The organism is [Zimmermannella] bifida NBRC 103089 (assembly GCF_001570925.1).
GTDB classification, from domain to species: Bacteria; Actinomycetota; Actinomycetes; order Actinomycetales; family Microbacteriaceae; genus Gulosibacter; species Gulosibacter bifidus.
Genome location: NZ_BCSP01000001.1, coordinates 36,619 through 57,010, shown reverse-complemented (window position 1 = coordinate 57,010; position 20,392 = coordinate 36,619). Strand labels below are relative to the sequence as shown.

General features: G+C 60.4%; 20 protein-coding genes. 2 read left to right on the top strand and 18 right to left on the bottom strand.

Going from position 1 to position 20,392, the window contains the following annotated elements; translation table 11 throughout:
• Nucleotides 1-129 precede the first annotated feature (129 nt).
• The 13 genes from ZBI01S_RS00260 to prmC all read right to left on the bottom strand — a co-directional run bounded on the left by ZBI01S_RS00260 (nt 130) and on the right by prmC (nt 11,531).
• Entirely contained in the window at nt 130-900 is a 771-nt protein-coding gene (locus tag ZBI01S_RS00260; RefSeq protein WP_083524357.1) for a YaaA family protein, read from the bottom strand.
• The gene (locus ZBI01S_RS00255) at nt 897-1,178 is read right to left on the bottom strand and encodes a F0F1 ATP synthase subunit epsilon (RefSeq protein WP_066054685.1); all 282 of its coding nucleotides are present in this window, start codon (nt 1,176-1,178) and stop codon (nt 897-899) included. The genes ZBI01S_RS00260 and ZBI01S_RS00255 overlap by 4 nt, the downstream gene beginning before the upstream one ends.
• Nucleotides 1,179-1,181: 3 nt before the next feature.
• A complete protein-coding gene (atpD, locus tag ZBI01S_RS00250) occupies nt 1,182-2,648 on the bottom strand; it encodes a F0F1 ATP synthase subunit beta (RefSeq protein ID WP_066054683.1) in 1,467 nt (488 codons plus the stop codon).
• Between the two features lie 33 nt (nt 2,649-2,681).
• Entirely contained in the window at nt 2,682-3,575 is an 894-nt protein-coding gene (locus tag ZBI01S_RS00245) for a F0F1 ATP synthase subunit gamma (protein ID WP_066054681.1), read from the bottom strand.
• Between the two features lie 39 nt (nt 3,576-3,614).
• The gene (atpA, locus tag ZBI01S_RS00240) at nt 3,615-5,255 is read right to left on the bottom strand and encodes a F0F1 ATP synthase subunit alpha (RefSeq protein ID WP_066054678.1); all 1,641 of its coding nucleotides are present in this window, start codon (nt 5,253-5,255) and stop codon (nt 3,615-3,617) included.
• A gap of 47 nt (nt 5,256-5,302) precedes the next feature.
• Complete coding sequence (locus tag ZBI01S_RS00235) at nt 5,303-6,094, bottom strand: F0F1 ATP synthase subunit delta (RefSeq protein WP_066054675.1); 792 nt, start codon at nt 6,092-6,094, stop codon at nt 5,303-5,305.
• On the bottom strand, nt 6,094-6,672 hold the full coding sequence (locus ZBI01S_RS00230) for a F0F1 ATP synthase subunit B (protein ID WP_174519829.1): 579 nt from the start codon (nt 6,670-6,672) through the stop codon (nt 6,094-6,096). The genes ZBI01S_RS00235 and ZBI01S_RS00230 overlap by 1 nt, the downstream gene beginning before the upstream one ends.
• 12 nt (nt 6,673-6,684) lie before the next feature.
• Nucleotides 6,685-6,921, bottom strand: coding sequence for an ATP synthase F0 subunit C (atpE, locus tag ZBI01S_RS00225; RefSeq protein WP_066054672.1), 237 nt, complete (start codon nt 6,919-6,921; stop codon nt 6,685-6,687).
• An 89-nt stretch (nt 6,922-7,010) separates the two neighbouring features.
• Nucleotides 7,011-7,757: a F0F1 ATP synthase subunit A gene (atpB, locus tag ZBI01S_RS00220; RefSeq protein WP_245610485.1), complete on the bottom strand. Its 747-nt coding sequence runs from the start codon at nt 7,755-7,757 to the stop codon at nt 7,011-7,013.
• A gap of 234 nt (nt 7,758-7,991) precedes the next feature.
• On the bottom strand, nt 7,992-8,456 hold the full coding sequence (locus ZBI01S_RS00215) for a Cg1360 family ATP-synthase-associated protein (protein ID WP_066054665.1): 465 nt from the start codon (nt 8,454-8,456) through the stop codon (nt 7,992-7,994).
• A 72-nt stretch (nt 8,457-8,528) separates the two neighbouring features.
• On the bottom strand, nt 8,529-9,911 hold the full coding sequence (locus tag ZBI01S_RS00210; protein WP_083524355.1) for a glycosyltransferase family 4 protein: 1,383 nt from the start codon (nt 9,909-9,911) through the stop codon (nt 8,529-8,531).
• A complete protein-coding gene (locus tag ZBI01S_RS00205; RefSeq protein WP_066054662.1) occupies nt 9,912-10,652 on the bottom strand; it encodes an L-threonylcarbamoyladenylate synthase in 741 nt (246 codons plus the stop codon).
• A gap of 12 nt (nt 10,653-10,664) precedes the next feature.
• Entirely contained in the window at nt 10,665-11,531 is an 867-nt protein-coding gene (prmC, locus tag ZBI01S_RS00200) for a peptide chain release factor N(5)-glutamine methyltransferase (RefSeq protein WP_066054659.1), read from the bottom strand.
• Nucleotides 11,532-11,715: 184 nt separating this feature from the next.
• On the opposite strand from prmC, the gene cysK reads away from it, so the two are divergent.
• Complete coding sequence (gene cysK / locus ZBI01S_RS00195) at nt 11,716-12,651, top strand: cysteine synthase A (RefSeq protein ID WP_066054656.1); 936 nt, start codon at nt 11,716-11,718, stop codon at nt 12,649-12,651.
• A gap of 5 nt (nt 12,652-12,656) precedes the next feature.
• Nucleotides 12,657-13,313 carry a serine O-acetyltransferase gene (gene cysE / locus ZBI01S_RS00190; RefSeq protein ID WP_245610484.1) on the top strand — a complete coding sequence of 219 codons (657 nt, stop codon included), beginning with the start codon at nt 12,657-12,659 and terminating at the stop codon, nt 13,311-13,313.
• 137 nt (nt 13,314-13,450) lie between these two features.
• On the opposite strand, the gene prfA is transcribed toward cysE, so the two are convergent.
• From prfA to lysA, 5 genes are all read right to left on the bottom strand, one after another.
• Entirely contained in the window at nt 13,451-14,545 is a 1,095-nt protein-coding gene (prfA, locus tag ZBI01S_RS00185; protein WP_066054653.1) for a peptide chain release factor 1, read from the bottom strand.
• On the bottom strand, nt 14,542-16,524 hold the full coding sequence (rho, locus tag ZBI01S_RS00180) for a transcription termination factor Rho (RefSeq protein WP_066054651.1): 1,983 nt from the start codon (nt 16,522-16,524) through the stop codon (nt 14,542-14,544). Before rho ends, prfA begins: the two co-directional genes overlap by 4 nt.
• 123 nt (nt 16,525-16,647) lie before the next feature.
• On the bottom strand, nt 16,648-17,598 hold the full coding sequence (thrB, locus tag ZBI01S_RS00175; RefSeq protein WP_066054649.1) for a homoserine kinase: 951 nt from the start codon (nt 17,596-17,598) through the stop codon (nt 16,648-16,650).
• Nucleotides 17,598-18,899: a homoserine dehydrogenase gene (locus tag ZBI01S_RS00170; RefSeq protein WP_066054646.1), complete on the bottom strand. Its 1,302-nt coding sequence runs from the start codon at nt 18,897-18,899 to the stop codon at nt 17,598-17,600. The genes thrB and ZBI01S_RS00170 overlap by 1 nt, the downstream gene beginning before the upstream one ends.
• Nucleotides 18,896-20,365: a diaminopimelate decarboxylase gene (lysA, locus tag ZBI01S_RS00165; RefSeq protein WP_066054642.1), complete on the bottom strand. Its 1,470-nt coding sequence runs from the start codon at nt 20,363-20,365 to the stop codon at nt 18,896-18,898. The genes ZBI01S_RS00170 and lysA overlap by 4 nt, the downstream gene beginning before the upstream one ends.
• Nucleotides 20,366-20,392: the final 27 nt, after the last annotated feature.

The following is a 20,392-nucleotide window of genomic DNA, read 5'->3' as shown; positions in this document are numbered from 1 at the left end:
CATAGTTGCTTAGTTCCAGATTACGGTGATTCATCATTCGCGCCTATTGAACAACCGAATGTTCACCTAAGCGGAGCCGGAATATCCACCAACAGCATGATGTTGTAGCGATCGGAAAAGTATTGAACGTCAAGCGCCGGCGACAAGCAGCGCCTGCCCGGCGGCATCAATCTCCACGGCAAACGAATCGGCCACCAGGTTAAACACATCGGTGAGTGTCTGTGGCTCGGGATGCGCGGCCAGACGTTCCGCTAGCAGACGCACAAACCGGCCTTTGGCCGCCTTGTTGAAGTGATTCAGCGATCGCAGGGTGCCATCGGGCAAGCGTTCACAGACATTCATCCATACCGCCTGCTCACGCGCCGGGAGTGGCCCGAGGCCGACATAGCCTTTGGATCGCAGATCAATGATCGGGCCGTCATGGGATGCCAATGCTTCGGAGATTGGGCTCTGCCAGCGTCGTTTAAGCGCGGTCCCGCCAACGTTCGAGTTATATGAGCAGCGATAGGCGGGGATGCAGTCCCCCGCGTAGACGAGTCCGTAGGCTGCTGAGTGAATGGCCACGTGAGTTTCCATCCACCAGCGTTGATCGTCGCTGAGCGACTGAACATCAATGGCGTCGAAGAGTACGCCGGTGTAGCGCTCAATGGCTGGCCGAAGCGGAGCATTGGCGAGGTTTCGATTTCGCGCGAGCTCCGTTGCGGCTTGTTTCGCGCTAATCTTGAGCGCCTTTGCGGCTGCTTCGGGATCGCTGTTCGTTGCCTGATGGATGAGGTCGGTTACGACCCCGTGCCGGACGGGCTCGAGTTCCGGCCAAGACAATGTGCTGGAAATACGGCTGTTGCCGCCATCCGTTTTGGTTTCGGACGGCGGCAACAGTACTAAGAGTCGCGAGGTCACGCTTCGATAGTGGCCTCACCGGCGACGACAGTCACGAGATCCTCGGACACTGACAGGAATCCGTCAGATGCGTCAGCCGTGATGACTTCACCATCGGCAGTCGTTACCCGAACTTCACCGTGTGCGAGCGAAGCGAGCATAGGCGTGTGACCCGGACGGATACCAATGGAACCTTCCGAAGTCTTTGCCACTACCTGCTTCGCCTGCCCGCTCCACACTGCGGCATCTGCCGAGGCGACGGTGACGTTGAGCAATTGGGTGTTGCTGCCAGCAGCCATGAGCTATGCCATGTCCTTCTGGATCTTTGCCCACTTCTCTTCAACGTCGTTGATGCCACCAACGTTGAAGAATGCCTGCTCGGCTACGTGGTCGAATTCACCCTTAACGATCGCGTCGAACGACTCGATGGTTTCCTTGATCGGAACCGTCGAACCTTCAACACCGGTGAACTGCTTACCGGTGTAGGTGTTCTGCGAAAGGAACTGCTGGATACGACGTGCACGCGAAACGGTGATCTTGTCTTCTTCCGAAAGCTCGTCAACACCGAGGATCGCGATGATCTCCTGGAGCTCCTTGTTCTTCTGAAGGATCTGCTTCACGCTCGTTGCCACGCGGTAGTGGTCTTCACCAACGTACTGCGGGTCAAGGATGCGGCTGGTCGAGGTCAGCGGGTCAACGGCCGGGTAGAGACCACGCGATGCGATCGAACGCGAGAGCTCAGTGGTGGCGTCGAGGTGCGCGAACGTCGTTGCCGGGGCCGGGTCGGTGTAGTCGTCAGCAGGAACGTAAATTGCCTGCAGCGAGGTAATCGAGTGGCCACGGGTCGAAGTAATGCGTTCCTGCAGCAGACCCATCTCGTCAGCCAGGTTTGGCTGGTAACCAACGGCCGAAGGCATACGACCGAGAAGGGTCGAAACCTCAGAACCTGCCTGGGTGAAACGGAAGATGTTGTCAATGAACAGCAGCACGTCCTGCTTCTGCACATCACGGAAGTACTCCGCCATGGTCAGACCAGTCAGGGCGATGCGCAGACGGGTTCCCGGTGGCTCGTCCATCTGGCCGAAGACAAGTGCGGTCTTGTCCAGAACACCGGCGTCGTTCATTTCCCAGATCAGGTCGTTACCTTCACGGGTACGCTCACCAACACCAGCGAATACCGATACACCACCGTGGTCCTGTGCCACACGGGTGATCATTTCCTGGATCAGAACGGTCTTACCAACACCGGCACCACCGAACAGACCAATCTTTCCACCCTGTACGTACGGGGTGAGGAGGTCGATGACCTTAATACCGGTCTCGAACATTTCGGTCTTCGACTCAAGCTGGTCGAATGCCGGTGGTTCGCGGTGGATTGGCCAGCGCTCGGTGATCTCGTAAGGCTCGTCGATCATCGAACCGTTGAGTACGTCACCGGTTACGTTGAAGACCTTGCCCTTGGTTACGTCACCAACTGGAACCGTAATCGGCTCACCGGTGTCCGTAACTTCCTGGCCACGGACGAGACCGTCAGTTGGCTTCATCGCGATTGCGCGAACCAGGTCGTCACCGAGGTGCTGTGCAACTTCAAGCGTCAGCTCGAAGCTCTGCTCACCCATGTTGACCTGAGTCTTGAGGGCGTTGTAGATGCCGGGCATGGCGTCGTGCGGGAACTCGATGTCAACTACCGGTCCCGTTACACGCGCGATGCGACCAACACCGGCCGGCTTGGCAGCCGACTGCTGTTCGAACGTCGCGTTCGTCGTCATTTGAGATGTCCTTCTCTTCGTGTTCAGCGCGGGTTAAGAAGCGAGCGCGTCCGCGCCGCTCACGATTTCACTAATCTGCTGGGTGATTTCAGCCTGACGCGCGTTGTTCGCCAGGCGGGTGTAGTCACGTGCCAGCTCTTGGGCATTGTCCGAAGCAGCCTTCATGGCGCGCTGACGAGCAGCGTGCTCACTTGCCGCAGAGTGGAGCATCGCGTTGTAGAGACGTGACTCGATGTAGACCGGCAGCAGTGCGTCAAGCACCGATGCTGCGTCTGGTTCGAAATCGTAAAGCGGGAAGAGTTCTCCCGGTTCCGTTTCGGTTACGCCCTCAACAACTTCAAGTGGCAGCAGGCGAACCGCGGTGGGTTCCTGCGACACCATGTTGTTGAAGTGGTTGTAAATGAAGTGGATCTCTTCGACGCCGCCATCCTCGTAGTCCTGCGCAAAGCGGCTAACGAGTTCTTCGCCCAGCTCCTTCGCGGTCTGGAACTTCGGCTGGTCGGTGTTTCCGGTCCATTCACGATCGAATTCACGGCTACGGAAGGTGAAGTATCCGACGGCCTTGCGACCGACGAGGTAGTACACGACTTCCTTGCCCTGCTCGTGCAGGAGCGTTGTCAGCTCTTCCGATTGCTTCAGCACACCGCTCGAGAAGCCACCGTTCAGACCGCGGTCACTGGTAAATACCACGACTGCAGCCCGGCGGACGTTCTCTGGTTCGGTGAGCAGCAGGTGATCGACATCAGCGTGGGTAGCTGCTGCCGATACTGCCTGCGTGATCGCCTTCGCATAGGGGCTCGAAGCCTCCATGCGACGGCGTGCCTTCGTAATCCGAGAGGTGGCAATCAGCTCCATGGCACTGGTCACCTTCTGCATCGTCTGGGCAGACTTAATCTTTGCCCGATACTCGCGAAGCTGTGCTCCCATGGTTCTCCTGTACCTCTAAATCGTTCTCTGGATCAGCGCTTAGCGCTTGCCGACAACGATTTGTTCTTGCTTGACGTCTGCAGCGTCGGCAGCGTCGAACTCTTCGTGGCCCGGTGCGTTCAGCGACTTGCCGTCGCCAGCCTTGAAGCCCTTGGTGAATTCGTCAATTGCCGAGTCCATTGCCGAGACGGTCTCGTCCTCGAGCTTGCCCGAGGTGCGCAGACGGTCAAGAACATCGGTGTTGCGCTTGAGGTAGTCCAGCAGTTCCTGCTCGAAACGGAGGACGTCCTCAACTGCAATCTTGTCGAGCTTGCCGTTGGTACCGGCCCAGATCGAAACGACCTGTTCTTCGGTTGCGTACGGCGAGTACTGCGGCTGGCGCAGCAGCTCGGTGAGGCGTGCACCACGGTCAAGCTGACGCTTGGTGACCTCGTCAAGGTCGGATGCGAACATCGAGAATGCAGCGAGCTCGCGGTACTGTGCCAGGTCGAGCTTGAGGGTACCCGAGACCTTCTTGATGTGCTTGCGCTGAGCAGCACCACCAACACGCGAAACCGAGATACCCACGTCTACTGCAGGACGCTGGTTTGCGTTGAAGAGGTCGGACTGGAGGAAGATCTGACCGTCCGTGATCGAGATCACGTTGGTCGGGATGTAGGCCGAAACGTCGTTTGCCTTGGTCTCGATAATCGGCAGACCGGTCATCGAGCCCGAGCCCATTGCCTCCGAAAGTTTGGCGCAACGCTCAAGCAGACGCGAGTGCAGGTAGAAGACGTCACCTGGGTAGGCTTCACGTCCCGGCGGGCGACGCAGGAGCAGCGAAACGGCACGGTAAGCCTCAGCCTGCTTCGACAGGTCATCGAAGATGATGAGGACGTGCTTGCCGTTGTACATCCAGTGCTGACCGATGGCCGAACCGGTGTACGGAGCGAGGTACTTGTAACCTGCTGGGTCCGATGCTGGAGCCGCAACGATGGTGGTGTATTCAAGGGCGCCGGCTTCTTCAAGCGCACCGCGAACGGCTGCGATGGTCGAGCCCTTCTGACCGATGGCTACGTAGATGCAGCGAACCTGCTTGCTTGGGTCACCGGTTTCCCAGTTTGCCTTCTGGTTGATGATCGCGTCGATGGCGATGGCCGTCTTACCAGTCTGGCGGTCACCAATGATCAGCTGACGCTGGCCACGGCCGACCGGAATCATGGCGTCAATCGACTTGATACCGGTTTCCATCGGCTCGAATACCGACTGACGGTCCATAACGCCAGGAGCCTGAAGCTCGAGGGCACGACGGCCTTCGATGCCTTCAATTTCGCCACGGCCGTCGATTGGCTTACCGAGTGGGTCGACAACGCGACCGAGGTAGCCTTCACCAACTGGAACCGAGAGCACCTCACCGGTGCGCTCAACCTTCATACCTTCAACGATTCCGGTGAAGGGGCCGAGGATGATGGCGCCGATCTGGTCTTCTTCAAGGTTCTGTGCGAGACCGAGCGTGCCGTCTTCGAAGCGGATGAGCTCGTTCGCCATGGTCGAGGGCAGGCCCTCGATGCGGGCAATACCGTCGGCAGCCGAAATAACGGTGCCGACCTCAGTGGCGTCGGTGCCCTGCGGGCGGTAGGACTTCGCAAAGTCGCTCAGCGCGTCGCGGACCTCAGCCGGATTAATCGTAAGTTCAGACATGTTCTTCCCTTGTCGTTGGGGACGTAGCCCCGAGTTCATGTGCGCTGCTAAGCGAGCTGCATGCGAAGGTTGTTGAGGCGTGCTGCGGCGGTGTCATCGATGACTTCGTCAGCGACTTCCACACGCATACCACCGATCACCGCGGGGTCGACGACCTGGCTGACCGTGATGTCACGGTCAAAACGAGTGGCGAGCGCCGCTCGTACTCGGTCAATCTGTTCCGCTGGCATTTCGCGAGCAACGGTGACAACCGCTACCTGACGATTTGCCTGATCTGCGACGATCTCGCGTGCCCAGATGACCTGACGGCGAATACGACGGCCGTCCGATACCTGAAGCAGCGAGCGCAAAATGTCGAGGGTCTCGTTGCGCAGTCGACCGGCGAACAGGCGCGATACCAGCGCCTGCTTTGCGTCGACGGTGCCAAGACGCGAACCAACGGAGAGTTCAAGCTCCGGGTTGCTCGAGATGGCCTCGAGGAAGGTTCCGAGCTCCTTACCGAGCTGTTCGAACTCACCAGTGCTCTGAGCAACGGCACGAATGGCCGACTCTTGCATTGCCGAGATGAATCGTTCGGTTGACTCCCACTTTTGTGCGCTTGCGGTAGTGAGGATGCGGAGCGCGGCGCTTCCCGCGCTCGCACCAAACACTCGCTCGATCAGCGCACGCTTGGAATCTTCACTCGCGCCACGATCTGACAGAGCCGAAGCAAGCTGCTTGTTCGCTGCAATAGCAGCGGTCATGGCAAACAGCTTGCTCGCCGACTCGACGTCACCCGACGTGAGGGAATCGATTTCACGCTTGATTGCGCTGAGCGCTTGCTTGGTTGCGTTGCGCATTAGCGGTTCGTCCCTGCCTTCTGGTCAAGCTCATTGAGGAAGCGGTCGATGTAGGCGTTCGAACGCTGATCGTCCGAGAGGTTCTCTCCGACAACGCCCGATGCCAGGTCGATTGCGATGCTTCCGACTTCCTGTCGGAGCGACACGATTGCCGACTGGCGATCAGCTTCAATCTGATCCTTAGCCGACTTGGTCATGCGATCGAGCTCGACCTGAGTCTCCTGCTTCTTCTCTGCCTTGATTGCGTCACCCTCAGCACGGGCCTTCTCACGAATCTCCGCAGCTTCGGTACGAGCGTCTGCGAGCAGCTTCTCGTACTCGTCCTTACGAGCGTCTGCTTCAGCCTGGACTGCAGCAGCCTTTTCAATGCCACCTTCAATCTTGGCGGCACGCTCTTCGAGAACCGAGTTCAGCTTGGGAAGCGCGAACTTCCAGAAGAACAGCAGGAGCACCACGAGCGCGACCAGCGACCATACGATGTCGTACACCGCAGGCACCAGAAGGCTGGGGTTCCAGCCAAAGGTGTTGCTGTCTTGACCCGCGGCCATCGCCGCGGGTGCAATGTTCATGATGCTCATTCGGGAAATGCCTTAGTTTGCTGGGAAGATGAACGGCGTTGCGATCGCGATGAACGCAATAACCTCGGTGAATGCGATGCCGAGGAACATGGTGGTCTGGAGACGACCGGCCATTTCAGGCTGACGAGCCATGGCTTCTACGGTCTTACCAGCAACAGTTCCTACACCAATAGCGGTGCCGATTGCAGCGAGGCCGTAACCTACGGTTGCGATGTTGCCCGTGATCTCGGCGAGCGTGGTGGTGTCCACAGGGGTTTCCTTCCGGTTGGGGTTTGAAGTCGGTTGACTTCAGGTGTTATTGCGGTCGAATTGGGTTTTCGAGATTCGTTCGTTTCGAGCTAGTGCTCTTCAACGACCGAAGACTGGATGTAGATGGTGCTGAGCAGGGCGAACACGTATGCCTGCAGAACAGCAACCAGCAGCTCAATGGCGGTCATGAACAGACCACCGGCGAAGGTCAGCACGCCGATAACGCTGAAGGCGTTGAAGAGGCCTACCAGGAACCACGTTGCAGAGAACGCGAGGACCAGCAGCAGGTGGCCAACCATCATGTTGAGGAAGAGTCGAAGTGCGAGCGAGATTGGGCGAACGATGAAGGTGTTCACGAACTCGATCGGCACGAGAAGGAAGTACAGCGGCCATGGAACACCAGCAGGTGCAACGGCTGCGCGAATGTACTTGAAGCCGCCAACTTCACGGAAGCCCGCGTAGATGAACGCGACGTAGGTTGCCAGGCCGAAGACCAGCGGCATTCCGATGAGACCGTTCGACGAAACGTTCAGACCCGGGGTGATACCCGCAAGGTTCATGAACAGTACACCGAAGAAGACGGTGCAGATGTACGGCAGGTACTTCTTACCGATGCGCTCACCGAGCTGCTCATAGACGATCTGGTCACGAACGAACGTGATGCCGAGCTCGACGAGCGACTGCAGCTTGCCCGGAACGATGCGTGGCTTACGAAGCGCCAGCCAGAAGATGAACATCAGCACGAGAACCGCGATGATGCGGATCATCATGAGACGGTTGATCTCAAACGGGGTTCCGTCGAACAACAACGCCGGTGGGAAGAACTCCTCATCCACGTTAGGTGCATGGAAACCGCCATCAGCAGAAGCGATTGCGATTCCGTTTACTGCGTTGAAAGCCGTGGCAAACAGAGGAGTCTCCTGTCTTGAGTCACATCGTGATTATTGCGATGCGAGGCATTAGCCGGTGTAGCGGATGCGGACATGCAGAATCGTGTTTCTGCACGCGACAACTCCACCACTGTACCAATAATTTGCAGCGTGATTTACCGTTTTGTGATCGAGTTTCGACTACTGGTCGTATTCCGCGGATTTTCCGGCTGACCCCGGCATTTCCACATCCGACACGTAACCGTGTCGCGAACGCAGCACAACAACGACGTCAATGGCCAGCTGGCCGATCATGGCCGCAACCATCGTGCCCCACAGCATCCATGGATGCGTGAAGTCGAGTTGCTTGACGAGGGCAAGGACCGCAAGAAACGCGATGAGCTTGAGGATCCAGGCACCAAGAATGACGGCCATGAACATGCCCGAGTCCATGCGTGCTGCAAAGATGATCGACAGCGCCGTGACACCTGCGAACATCAAGGCAACTGCCGCAGCGATGACTGCCGAAGCCACGCCTGGCCAGCCCGCTACGAACCAGCCAATAATGCTGCCAATAATGGCGAGCGCTACGACCAGAATGATCGAGTAACGCAGCACGGTGCGCATGATCGGAACGCTGCTGGGTTCTTGAGTTGACGTGGCCATAGTTCCCTTTGTTTGTGTCGGTACCATCACGGCGGTAGCTGCCTGCAGGTCATTCTGCAGCAGAAATTTTCGCTATTGAGCGTAATCGGTTTCCGTTGCGGGCTCGTCTTCGCCGTCATGACCTTCGGCTGAGGCATCAGGCTGTGCTGCCGTATCGGCCGCGCCCACGCCATTTTCGCTGTGCGACTCCCCTGCCTCACCCTTGACGGCAACAGCCGCGTCGGCGTCACCGCCAGCTTGGCGCATGGCCACGGATCGCGGAAGTGCCGCACGCACGCGGTCAGCCTCATCCGTGCCCAAACGGTCGAGCGGGTCGAAGCTGTCGTCATCGTCGCCGTAGGCCGAGAGCTGCGCCTGCTTTTCAAGACGCTTGCGTCGAGTCAGTGGCGCCACCGTGAACGCGGTGCAGACAACCATGCCGACAACCACCACGACAAGCGCAAGCCAGGTGGGCTGGGCGAGGAAAGCCAGCAGTGCGCCTCCCCCAATCACACTTGCCCAAGCATAGAAAATCAGCACGGCGCGACGCTGCGTGTGGCCCATGTCGAGCAGACGGTGGTGCAAGTGCTTCCGGTCTGCCGAGAATGGCGATTTGCCGGCGCTCAAGCGGCGCACCACGGCAAGTGTGAAATCAAGCAGCGGTACGACGAGCACGGCGAACGGCAACAGTAACGGCAAGAATGCGGGAGCAAGTGCATCCCGACCGACGAGCGACGGGTCGACCTCACCCGTAACCGCAATCGTCGACGTTGCCATCAACAGGCCAACGAGGAGCGCTCCGCCGTCGCCCATGAACATCTTCGACGGGTTCCAGTTCCATGGCAGGAATCCCAGACACATACCCACAACGAGTGCCGATAGCAGTGCCGCAAGCGTGAATCGACTCGATGACAGCGAGTCGGTCAGCAGGTAGCTATAGAGCAAGAAGACACCGTTCGCGATAATCGCGACTCCGGCAACCAGGCCGTCGAGGCCGTCAATGAAGTTCACGGCGTTCATTACCGCGACCACCGCCAGCACGGTTACCGCGACCGAAACCCACTGGGACGGCACCGTGATACCGCCGATCGGTAGCGTCGTAATCGCAACACCCGAGAGCGCCAGGATGAGTCCGCAGACCATTTGCGCGGCGAGCTTGATCGTCCAGTCGAGATCAACAAAGTCGTCAATAACGCCAACGATGACAATGAGTGTGGCCGCACCGGCGATACCCAGCACTCGCAACTGGTTGGCGTAAACCAACTCGAACCACGAAATCTGCGAGGCCAGCAACAGCACCGCCATGAAGGCGAGGTACATTGCCGTTCCGCCCAGGCGCGGCTTCGGCGTTTGGTGAACGTCACGCTCGCGAATTTCTGGGTGCCACTTGTGCTTCATCGCAAGGCGATACACCGCCCAGTTCGCAAAGAAGGAAATCAGCGCCGCAAGGATCGCGACGAGCGCATAGAACCGCACTTAGGCGCCGGCCTCTGTCGTCGACTGCGGTGTCGAGTCGGGTGCTGAATCAGCTGCCGAGAGTGCAGTTTCGTCGGGGGCGTCACCCTCAAGGGCCTCGCCCAAGATCGCGGCAATGGCGGCACGCGAAAGCGCACCCTGGCGAACGATGCGCGCCTTGCCGTTGTTACCTGCAGTGAGTGCCGTCGCATCCACGATGGTCGAGGCCTCTCCCCCAACTTCGCCGGCGTCGAGCACCAGCGCCACGCGGTCACCAAGCTGCGTTTGGGCTCCGGATGCGGTGTTCGGCGCGGGTTCACCGTGGCAGTTTGCGCTCGAGACAGCTAGTGGCCCGGTCTCACGAAGCAGCTCACGCGCAACGTCGTGGTCGGGTACCCGCAGCGCCACCGTGCCCTGCGTATCACCAAGATCCCACTGCAAGCTCGGCTGCGCGGGCAGAATGACCGTTAGCGCTCCCGGCGCGTGCTCGGCGAGGAGATCTCGAATGACCTGCGGGATTTCACTTGCGAGCGCATCAAAGGTGGCGACATCGGCGACGAGCACCGGTGGCGGAGATTGCCGGGTACGTCCCTTGGCTTCGAGCAACCGCGAAACCGCCGCGGCGCTAAACGCATTCGCGGCAACACCGTAGACCGTGTCGGTCGGGATGACGATAACTTCGTCACGGGCAAGCGCCGCACGCGCTTCGCGCATCCCTTTAAGGAGTTCCTGCGCGACACTGAGATCGTATTGGTCAGCCATATCGCAGTCAGTCTAACCCTGCCAGGCGACCGTCAGCCGCGGCCGGTCCGTGAGATCCGAAATCGTGGTAGCCCGTTTGAGTCCTGCGCCACTGAAGCATGCTCGAATCGCCTCACCCTGGTCTTCGGTGTGCTCCACCACGACGAATCCGTCCGAACGAAGCTGGGCAGCGGCAACTGCCGCAATTCGGCGAATCTCGTCGAGGCCATCTGCACCCGAGTACAGCGCCATCTCGGGGTCAAAACAACGGACTTCAGGGTCCTGTGGAATCGCAGTACTTGGCACATACGGCGGATTCGAACAGATCGCAGCGAGTGGCCCTTCCGGTACCTGCTGCACCCAGTCTCCGAACCGAGTGTCGACGTTCGGCGCCAGCTCGCGCACATTCCGACGCAACCAGGGCCAAGCCAGCGGCGAAGCTTCTAACGCCACAACCTCCACGTTCGGGCAAGCCCGCGCAATACCGATCGCGACCGTGCCGGAGCCGGCACCGATGTCGATGACGGTACCCGTTGCATCCGCCAACTCACCTGTCGCGAATGCCACAAGCAGTTCGGTTTCTGGGCGCGGCACGAATACCCCGGGACCGACCGCAAGCTCGAAATCCATGAACGGCGCAGTACCAGTGATGTGTTGCAGCGGTTCGCGTCGGGCACGTCGCGCTGTGGCAAGGCGGATGCGGCGGCAATCGTCCGCGGCAATGCTGCGGCCAAGCAGTTGGTCAAGTTGCAGATCACCAAGCGAACGGCCGCTCACGGCAGCGATGAGCAGTTCGGCTTCGCGCTCCGCATTCACGATGCCTGAGGGAGCCAAGACGCCAGCAACCTCACGGCAGAGGTCACGAAACATCGCTGGGTCGGAGTCGTGGTGCAACATCATGATGGCAATATCGTCCCACGCGAATCGTGATTGCTACGAATGGCACTGACTCGGCCGCACGCTGCAGCAGTACCACCTCGCCAGGAGCGCCCCGTGCGCACAAGTTACGTCGTGTGACGGATGCCAAGCGAATCCCCAACGAACACTGGTTGTATGAACAACTACTCAATGTGAAGGATTTCTCATGGCCAACTTGTACAGCGACATCACCGAAGTTATTGGCGGTACTCCCCTGGTGCGGTTGAACCGCATTAACGACAGCGATGCGAACGTCTATGCGAAGCTCGAATTCACCAACCCGACCTCGAGCGTCAAGGACCGCTTGGCGTGGGGCATCGTACGCGCGGCAGAGCGTAACGGCTCGCTACAGCCGGGCGGCACCATCATCGAAGCGACCTCTGGCAACACCGGTATTGGGCTTGCCGCTATCGGCGCGGCCCGCGGCTACAGGGTGATCATCGCGATGCCCGAAACCATGTCGCTTGAGCGCCGCATGATGATGAAGGTCTTTGGTGCCGAGCTCGTCCTGACTCCAGGGACCGCGGGCATGCGCGGTGCCGTCGAGAAGGCGCAGGAGATTCTCGAAGCGACTCCCGGCGCGATTCTCGCGAACCAGTTCACGGCGGCTGCCAATGTCGAGATTCACCGTGAAACCACGGCCGAGGAAATTTGGCGCGACACCGACGGCAGCGTTGATGTCGTGGTCGCCGGTGTCGGCACTGGTGGCACGATCTCGGGTGTCGGTCAGGTACTCAAGGAACGCAAGCCCGGCGTGCGCATCGTCGCAGTTGAGCCGATTGACTCGCCGCTGCTTTCGGAAGGCCACGCTGGCCCCCACAAGATTCAGGGCATTGGCGCGAACTTCATTCCCGAAACCCTCGACCGCGAAGTCATCGACCAGGTTATTCCGGCCGCATTCCCCGATGCGGTTTCGACGGCCCTTGAACTCGCTCGCAGCGAAGGCATCTTTGCGGGAATGTCGTCGGGTGCCAGTGTTTGGGCGGCGCTGCAGCTCGCGAAGCAGCCCGAAAATGCCGGCAAGAACATCGTTGTTGTCATCGCCGATACAGGCGAACGCTACCTCTCGAGCGCATTGGTCGACGACTTGCGCGACAATTAAGAACTGTGACCCAATTCCAGTTCCGTAACCGAGTCAACGCATTCTTCAAATCCGTACGCGAAGACATCGCGGCAGTGCAGCGTAACGACCCTGCCGCGACGTCCAAGCTCACGGTGCTGGTGAACTATTCCGGGCTGCATGCAATCTGGATGCACCGGGTTGCGAATCGACTCTGGCGCACGGGATGGGGACAGTTCCCCGCGCGGGTCCTATCGCAAATTGCGCGTGCACTCACGGGCGTCGAGATTCACCCCGGTGCCACGATCGGGCGTCGCTTCGTTATCGATCACGGGATGGGTGTCGTCATCGGCGAAACCGCGATCGTGGGCGATGACGTGATGATGTATCACGGTGTCACTCTCGGTGGGATCTCAACGAAGCGTGTGAAGCGTCACCCGACCATCGGCGACCGCGTCATGATCGGTGCTGGTGCGAAGCTCCTTGGCCCGATCGAGATTGGTTCGGATAGCAAGGTGGGTGCGAATGCCGTGGTGACGAAATCGGCTCCAGCAGGCGCCATCCTCGTCGGTATCCCGGCCCGAAACCGCGCGGAATCCGCATCCGATGAAACTGCATCCGCCGAATCTGCTTTGACTGAGACCGAACCAGCCGACTCGGCAACCGCCGGTGCCACGGGGACTGCTGACAGCACATCCGCCTAGCCTTCATGCCGTCTCTTGATCACGGCGGCTCGGAGGCCACAGCTGACCTGCCATCAGCCCCGTAATCGCTATGACAATCACCAAGCAGGGCGGCCCCGGAAATATCCCAGGGCCGCCCTGCTGTTGGTATGACGGTGCTACTTCTCGCCGAGCTGCGCCAGGCGCGCTTCTTCGTCGGCGACAATGGCCGATTCGATAACCGGGCCGAGGGCGCCACCGAGTACGTGGTCAAGGTTGTAGGCCTTGTACCCGGTGCGATGGTCGGCAATCCGGTTCTCGGGGAAGTTGTACGTGCGGATGCGCTCCGAACGGTCCATCGAGCGGATTTGCGACGAACGCACATCGGCTTCAGCTGCGGCACGCTCTTCCTGCTGACGCGCGAGCAGGCGAGCCTGCAGCACGCGCATAGCGGCCGCGCGGTTCTGAATCTGCGATTTCTCGTTCTGCATCGACACCACGATGCCGGTCGGCACGTGCGTGATGCGAACTGCCGAGTCGGTCGTGTTCACCGACTGGCCACCGGGACCCGACGAGCGATACACGTCGATCTTCAAATCGTTCTGGTCGATCTGCACTTCCTCAGGCTCGTCAACTTCTGGGAAGACGAGCACACCGGTGGTCGAGGTGTGGATACGGCCCTGCGATTCGGTGGCGGGCACACGCTGTACGCGGTGAACGCCACCCTCGTACTTGAGGGATGCCCAAACACCTTCGGCGGGGTCGTTCGCGTTCGACTTGATAGCAACCTGCACGTCCTTGTAACCACCAAGGTCGCTGGTGGTGGCGTCGAGCATCTCGACCTTCCAACCACGCGATTCGGCGTAGTGGCTGTACATGCGCAGCAGGTCGGCCGCGAAAAGTGCCGATTCCTCGCCACCTTCACCACCCTTGATCTCCATAATCACGTCGCGACCATCATCCGGGTCGCGCGGGATGAGCAGACGACGCAGCTTTTCGGTCTGCTCGGCAACGCGGCTGCGCGTCTCGTCGGCTTCGTCGGCAAACATGTCATCTTCTTTGGCCAGCTCTTCAGCGGCCTCGAGGTCGCTTTCCAGCTGTTCGAGACGGTCATCCGCCGCAATGATCTGCGAGAGCTCGGCGTAGCGGCGATTGACCTTCTTTGCGCGCGCCGGGTTGGCGTGCAGCTCAGGATCAGCGAGCTGCTCCTGCAGGTCAGCGTGCTCCGCACGGAGCGAGTTCAGTGAGTCGGAGAATTCTGCGCGACTGCTCATCGAGTCGCCTCCGTCGAAATGCCACGGACCTTCACCGAAGCGACGAATGCATCGTTGCTATCGGTCGAGTCCAAACGTTCCAGCACGGCCTGCAGCGAGAGCTGTGCGTTCTCACCGAGCTCGCGGCGAACCATCCACGTGGCAGCAAGTTCTGCTTCGCTGAGCAGTTCTTCTTCGTGCAGCGTCGACGACTGCTGGATGTCGATTGCCGGGAAGATGCGCTTATCGGCGATCTTGCGCGAAAGTCGCAGTTCCATATTCGCGGTGCCCGCGAACTCTTCGAGGATGACTTCGTCGGTACGCGAACCGGTCTCAACCATCGCGGTTGCGAGGATCGTCAGCGAACCGCCGTTCTCGACATTGCGAGCAGCACCAAAGAAACGCTTCGGCGGGTACAACGCGGATGCATCCACACCACCATCGATGATGCGACCGGTCGTCGGTGCGCTCACGTTGTAGGCGCGGCCGAGCTGCGTGATCGAGTCGAGCAGCACGACAACGTCAAGGCCGAGCTCCACGAGACGCTTGGCGCGCTCAATGGCGAGTTCGGCAATCGTGGTGTGGTTTTCGGCAGGCATGTCGAACGTGGCCGAAATGACCTCGCCGTGGATCGTGCGCTCAAGGCGGGTGACCTCTTCGGGACGCTCGTCCACGAGTACCAGCATGAGGTGCGTGTCCGGGTTGTTCTCGGTGATCGCGCCGGCAATCCGCTCGAGCAGGATCGACTTACCTGACTTTGGCGGTGCAATGATCAGACCGCGGGTGCCCTTACCAATCGGGGCAAAGAGGTCGATCATGCGCTGCGCGGCGTGACCGCCAGCGGTTTCGAGGGTGATGCGCTCGTTCGGGTACAGCGCAGTGAGCTTGTCGAACTCGGCACGTTCGCGGGTAGGCTCTGGCGCTTCACCGTTGACCGTGTCGATGCGCACGAGTGCGTTGTACTTCTGGCGGCCCGACTGGTATTCCCCCTCGCGCGGCTGGCGAATGGCACCAACGATGGCGTCACCCTTGCGCAGGTTGTACTTCTTGACCTGTCCGAGCGAGACGTACACGTCGTTTGGTCCGGCAAGGTAGCCGCTGGTGCGAACGAACGCGTAGTTGTCGAGGACGTCGAGGATACCCGCGATCGGCAGCAGTACGTCGTCCGGTGCGATCTCTGGATCTACATCATCGCGGCGCTTGCGGTCACGGTCGCGACGGCGATCGTTCGCCGCCTTCGACTGGTCGCTCTGCGACTTCTGGCCGTTGTTGCTGTCGTCGTTCGACTTGTTACGGTTACGGTTGCGGTTGCGCTTGCGCCCGCTACCCGACTCGTTCTGCTGGCCGGCGTCGTTGTTGTCGTCGTCCGAAGACTCGTCGTCACGCGCTGGCGGCAGCACGATGTCGTCAAGCGTCTTTGGCGTTGATTCGTTCGACGAACCAGCCTGCTTGTTCTGTTCCGCGTGAGCAGCGTCGTCGCCCTTGTTGGCAGCGGAGTTCTTCGAACGGCTGTTGCCACCGCGACGTCCGCGAGTTTCGGTACCGGATGCATCCGACTCAGTAGCCGTACGCGTTTCGTCAGCGTTGCTGGTCTCGCTAGCAGGTGCATCAGCAGTCTCAGTTACATCTGCCGAACGTTTGCGGCTGTTGCGACGTCCCGACGACTGGCGCGGCGCCGCCGACTCGGTGGTGTCAGCGGTTGCTGCCTGGGCTGCGCCCTCGGTTGCCCCACCATCAGCAGCCGGTGCATCCTTTGGCGATTCCTTCGCTGCGTCAGCGCCGGCCTTGTCTCCGCGTGCCGCAGCAACAGCTTCGACGAGCTGCGACTTGCGCATGCGGGCAGCACCCTTAACGCCAAGCTGGCTGGCGAGTGCCTGCAGATCAGCGACGCGCATCTGTGCGAGTGGGCGATCAGTCGTCGCCTGGTTACCACCGGTTTCGGTGAGTTCTGCCTTCGCGTCAACCGCGTCCGAGGCAGGGTTCTGGTTCGAATCAGTCATTCGATTAGGTCCTCAAATTATGTGGAATACGAACACGCAAGATGCGTTTCGCAGAAGACGAACTGCTTCAACCACGTTGAAACACAGTTCGGAGTAAATCGTTGCTCGGCGCCAGCGTGACCGCTACGCCCGCGGAGATTCCACGGTTTCAGCAACGGTTTCAACTGTAGCACCCTGAACATCAACGGCAGTCATGAGTGCTTGCCAAGTTGCGTTTTGGGTCTTTGCCAGCTCGGCCGCACGCAGGCGCGCGCCAGGGTCCTGGCAGAGCACGAGCACGCTAGGGCCCGCGCCCGACACCACAGCTGCAAACCCAGCGTCACGAAGCACTCGCACGAGTTCGGCGGTTTGCGGCATTGCCGATGCTCGGTACGTCTGGTGCAGACGGTCTTCGGTGGCATCGAACAGTACATCTGGGCTTTGCGTCAGGGCAGCAATGAGCAGCGCCGATCGCGACAGGTTAAAGATCGCGTCAGCGTGCGGAACCTGTTCTGGCTGCAGCGAACGAGCAACTTCGGTCGACATGCGTTCTTCGGGTACGAGCACGAGCACGGACACGCCGCGGTCGACCATGAGCTGCTTCGATCGCGGCTGGTTCTCGGCGTCCATCCACGCAATCGTGAGTCCACCAAACAGGCAGGGTGCCACGTTGTCGGGGTGGCCTTCGAGGTCGGTTGCCAGTGCGAGCAATTCGTCGCTCGTCACGGTGCGTTCAGGCGCGACCAGGCCGGCTGCGGCAACAACGCCCGCCACGATAGCGGCACCGGACGATCCCATGCCGCGACCGTGCGGAATGATGTTGTCCGCGTGCATGCGAATTCCCGGCATGGCGTAGCCGAGCTGCTCGAGGCTGTACTTCAACGCACGAATTACGAGGTGCTCTTCGGTCTGCGGTACCGAATCGGCACCCACACCGGTGATGTCGAACTCGAGCTTGCCAGCTTCGAGCGTTTCGAACTCCAGCTCATCGTGAATCGCCAGCGCGATACCGAGCGTGTCAAAACCTGGACCGAGGTTTGCGCTCGTGGCCGGAACGCGCACGCGGACACGCTTACCAACAGGAAGTTGCTTCATTAGTTGGATCCTTCTACGCGCAGCACACCCTGAACTTCGTGGATGGCGCTGCTGGATTCGAGTGCGGCAACCAGCGCTTGCAATGCGCCTTCGGTTGCTCGGTGGGTCACGATGACCAGCGATGCGCGGTCACCGTCGTTGGTCTGTTCGAGCGTCGCTATCGATACCGCATGCTCGGCAAACGTGGTGGCAATCTTCGCCAGGGCGCCCGGCTCATCGGTCACTGCCAGCGCAATCTGGAAACGGGTGTCAACTTCGCTAATCGGGCGGTGCGGCAGGTTTGCGTCCATCGACTCACCAAGGCCAGGGCCACCCAGCACGTGTCGGCGAGCTGCCGTCACAAGGTCGCCGAGCACCGCGGATGCGGTCTCAACACCACCGGCACCCGCACCATAGAACATCAGCGACCCGGCCGCTGCCGACTCAACAAACACGGCGTTGTTACCGCCGTGCACACTCGCCAGTGGGTGCGACTCCGGCACGAGCGCCGGGTAGACGCGAGCCGAAACTGATTCGGTACCGGATGCCTCCACGGCACGTTCGCAGATCGCGAGCAGTTTGACGACGAAACCGGCCCGCTTGGCGTCGTTGATCTGGTCGATGCTGACGCCGGTAATGCCCTCGCAGTACACGTCTTCGAGCTTCACATTGGTGTGGAACGCAATCGACGCGAGAATCGCCGCCTTGTGCTGCGCATCGAAACCTTCGATATCTGCCGTCGGGTCGGCTTCGGCATAGCCGAGTTCGGTCGCAATCCGCAGCGACTCCTCGAAGCTGTCACCCTTGGTGTGCATGCGGTCGAGGATGTAGTTCGTGGTGCCGTTCACAATGCCGAGCACCCGCTCGATGCGGTCGCCCGCAAGGTTCTCGCGAAGTGGGCGCAGAATTGGAATCGCACCGGCCACAGCGGCCTCGTAGTGCAGCTGGGCACCGACGCGCTCGGCCAGGGCAAACAGCTCTGGGCCGTGGTTTGCCAGCAGTGCCTTGTTGGCGGTAACGACATCGGCACCCGATTCCAGTGCCTGCGTGATCAGGGTTCGAGCCGGCTCAATGCCGCCCATGAGTTCGATCACGAAGTCGGCCTGCAGAATCAGCGTCTCGGCGTCGTCGGTGAACAGTTCTGCGGGCAGGTCGGTGTCGCGCTTGCGCTTCGGGTCGCGCACAGCGATACCCACAAGCTCCAGGCGTGCGCCGGCACGCTGGGCGAACGTGTCGGCTTGTTCAAGCAGCAGGCGGGCAACTTGGCTTCCGACAGAGCCGGCGCCAAGCAGCGCTACTCGTACGATCCGGGGCTCATTCATGAGTCTCGTCCTTCCGATGGGGTCCATGCTGCGTCGTACGACAACAGATCTTCGATTTCAACGCGGCGCACAAGCAACCGTGATGTGCCGTCGGATACGGCAACCATCGCGGGGCGCGGCGTGTAGTTATAGTTGCTCGACATCGAGAAGCAGTACGCGCCGGTCACCGGCACCGCCACGATGTCGCCTGGGGCAACGTCTTGGGGCAAGTAGTCGTGGTGAATCACGACATCGCCAGATTCGCAGTGGCTGCCAACCACCCGCACGAGCTGAGCCGGTGCATCCGGTGCCCGATTGGCCATGCGAACCGTGTACTCGGCGCCATAAATTGCCGGCCGCAGATTGTCGCCCATACCGCCATCGACCGAGACATAGCAGCGCGGGGCAACTTCGCCCGATGCGGCCGTGACCTGCACCGTTTTGGTGGTGCCAACGCGGTACAGCGTCGTACCCGAAGGCGCAATGACTGAGCGACCCGGTTCAAAGACGAACCGCGGCAGGTCGCTGTTCGTCTCGGCGCATACGCGTGCGACTTCGTTTGCAATACCGCGGGCCAACTCGGCCAACGAGGGTGCTTCGTCGCTGGGCACATAGGCAACGCCGAAGCCACCACCGAGATTGACTTCGGGCACCGGACCGTGAGCGAGCAGCTCGGCGCGGAACTCCATGAGCTTGGCGGCGGCGGCACCGAATCCGGCGGGTTCGAAAATGCCAGATCCGATGTGCGAGTGCAGCCCGGTGAACTCGAGCGATGACGCCCGGCGGATCGCGGCGATTGCTTCACGCGCCGCATCAAAGGTCAGGCCGAACTTCTGGTCTTCGTGGCTCGTCGCCAAGAAATCATGGGTCGATGCGTGAATACCGCTGTTGATACGAACGAGTACCGGCTGCACCTTGCCAAGTTCGGTGGCGATCGCTTCGAGTCGCGCCACTTCTTGCAGCGAGTCAATAATGATCGTGCCCACGCCAACTTCAACGGCGCGGCGCAGCGTTGCGTCGGTCTTGTTGTTGCCGTGCATGCCGATGGATGCGGGTGTTACGCCGGCGGCGAGGCCCACTTCGAGTTCGCCAAGGCTCGCGACGTCCAGCCCGAGCCCAGCCCCGACCATCCACTTCGCGACCTCGACGGTAAGCAGCGCCTTCGAGGCATAGTGCAACTCGATTTCCGCACCGATGTCGGCGAACGCCTGGTGAAATACCGAATGAATCTCGGATGCGCGTGCTCGCGCATCCGTTTCATCAATCACGTAGCAGGGCGACCCATATTGCTCGATGAGCTCGGTGGCGGTGACCCCACCGATGGTGAGCTCGCCACTGTCGTTGCGGGTGCTCGTTCGCGACCACACCGACGCGTCGAGCACGTTGAGGTCTGGCGAAGGAACCTGCAACCACTCAGGAGCCAATGGACTGGCGGTGGATCCGCGCACAACTGACTGATCGGACTGCTCGTTTGGAAGAGTGTGCATCCTGGTCATCCTAGCGTTCGAGACGAG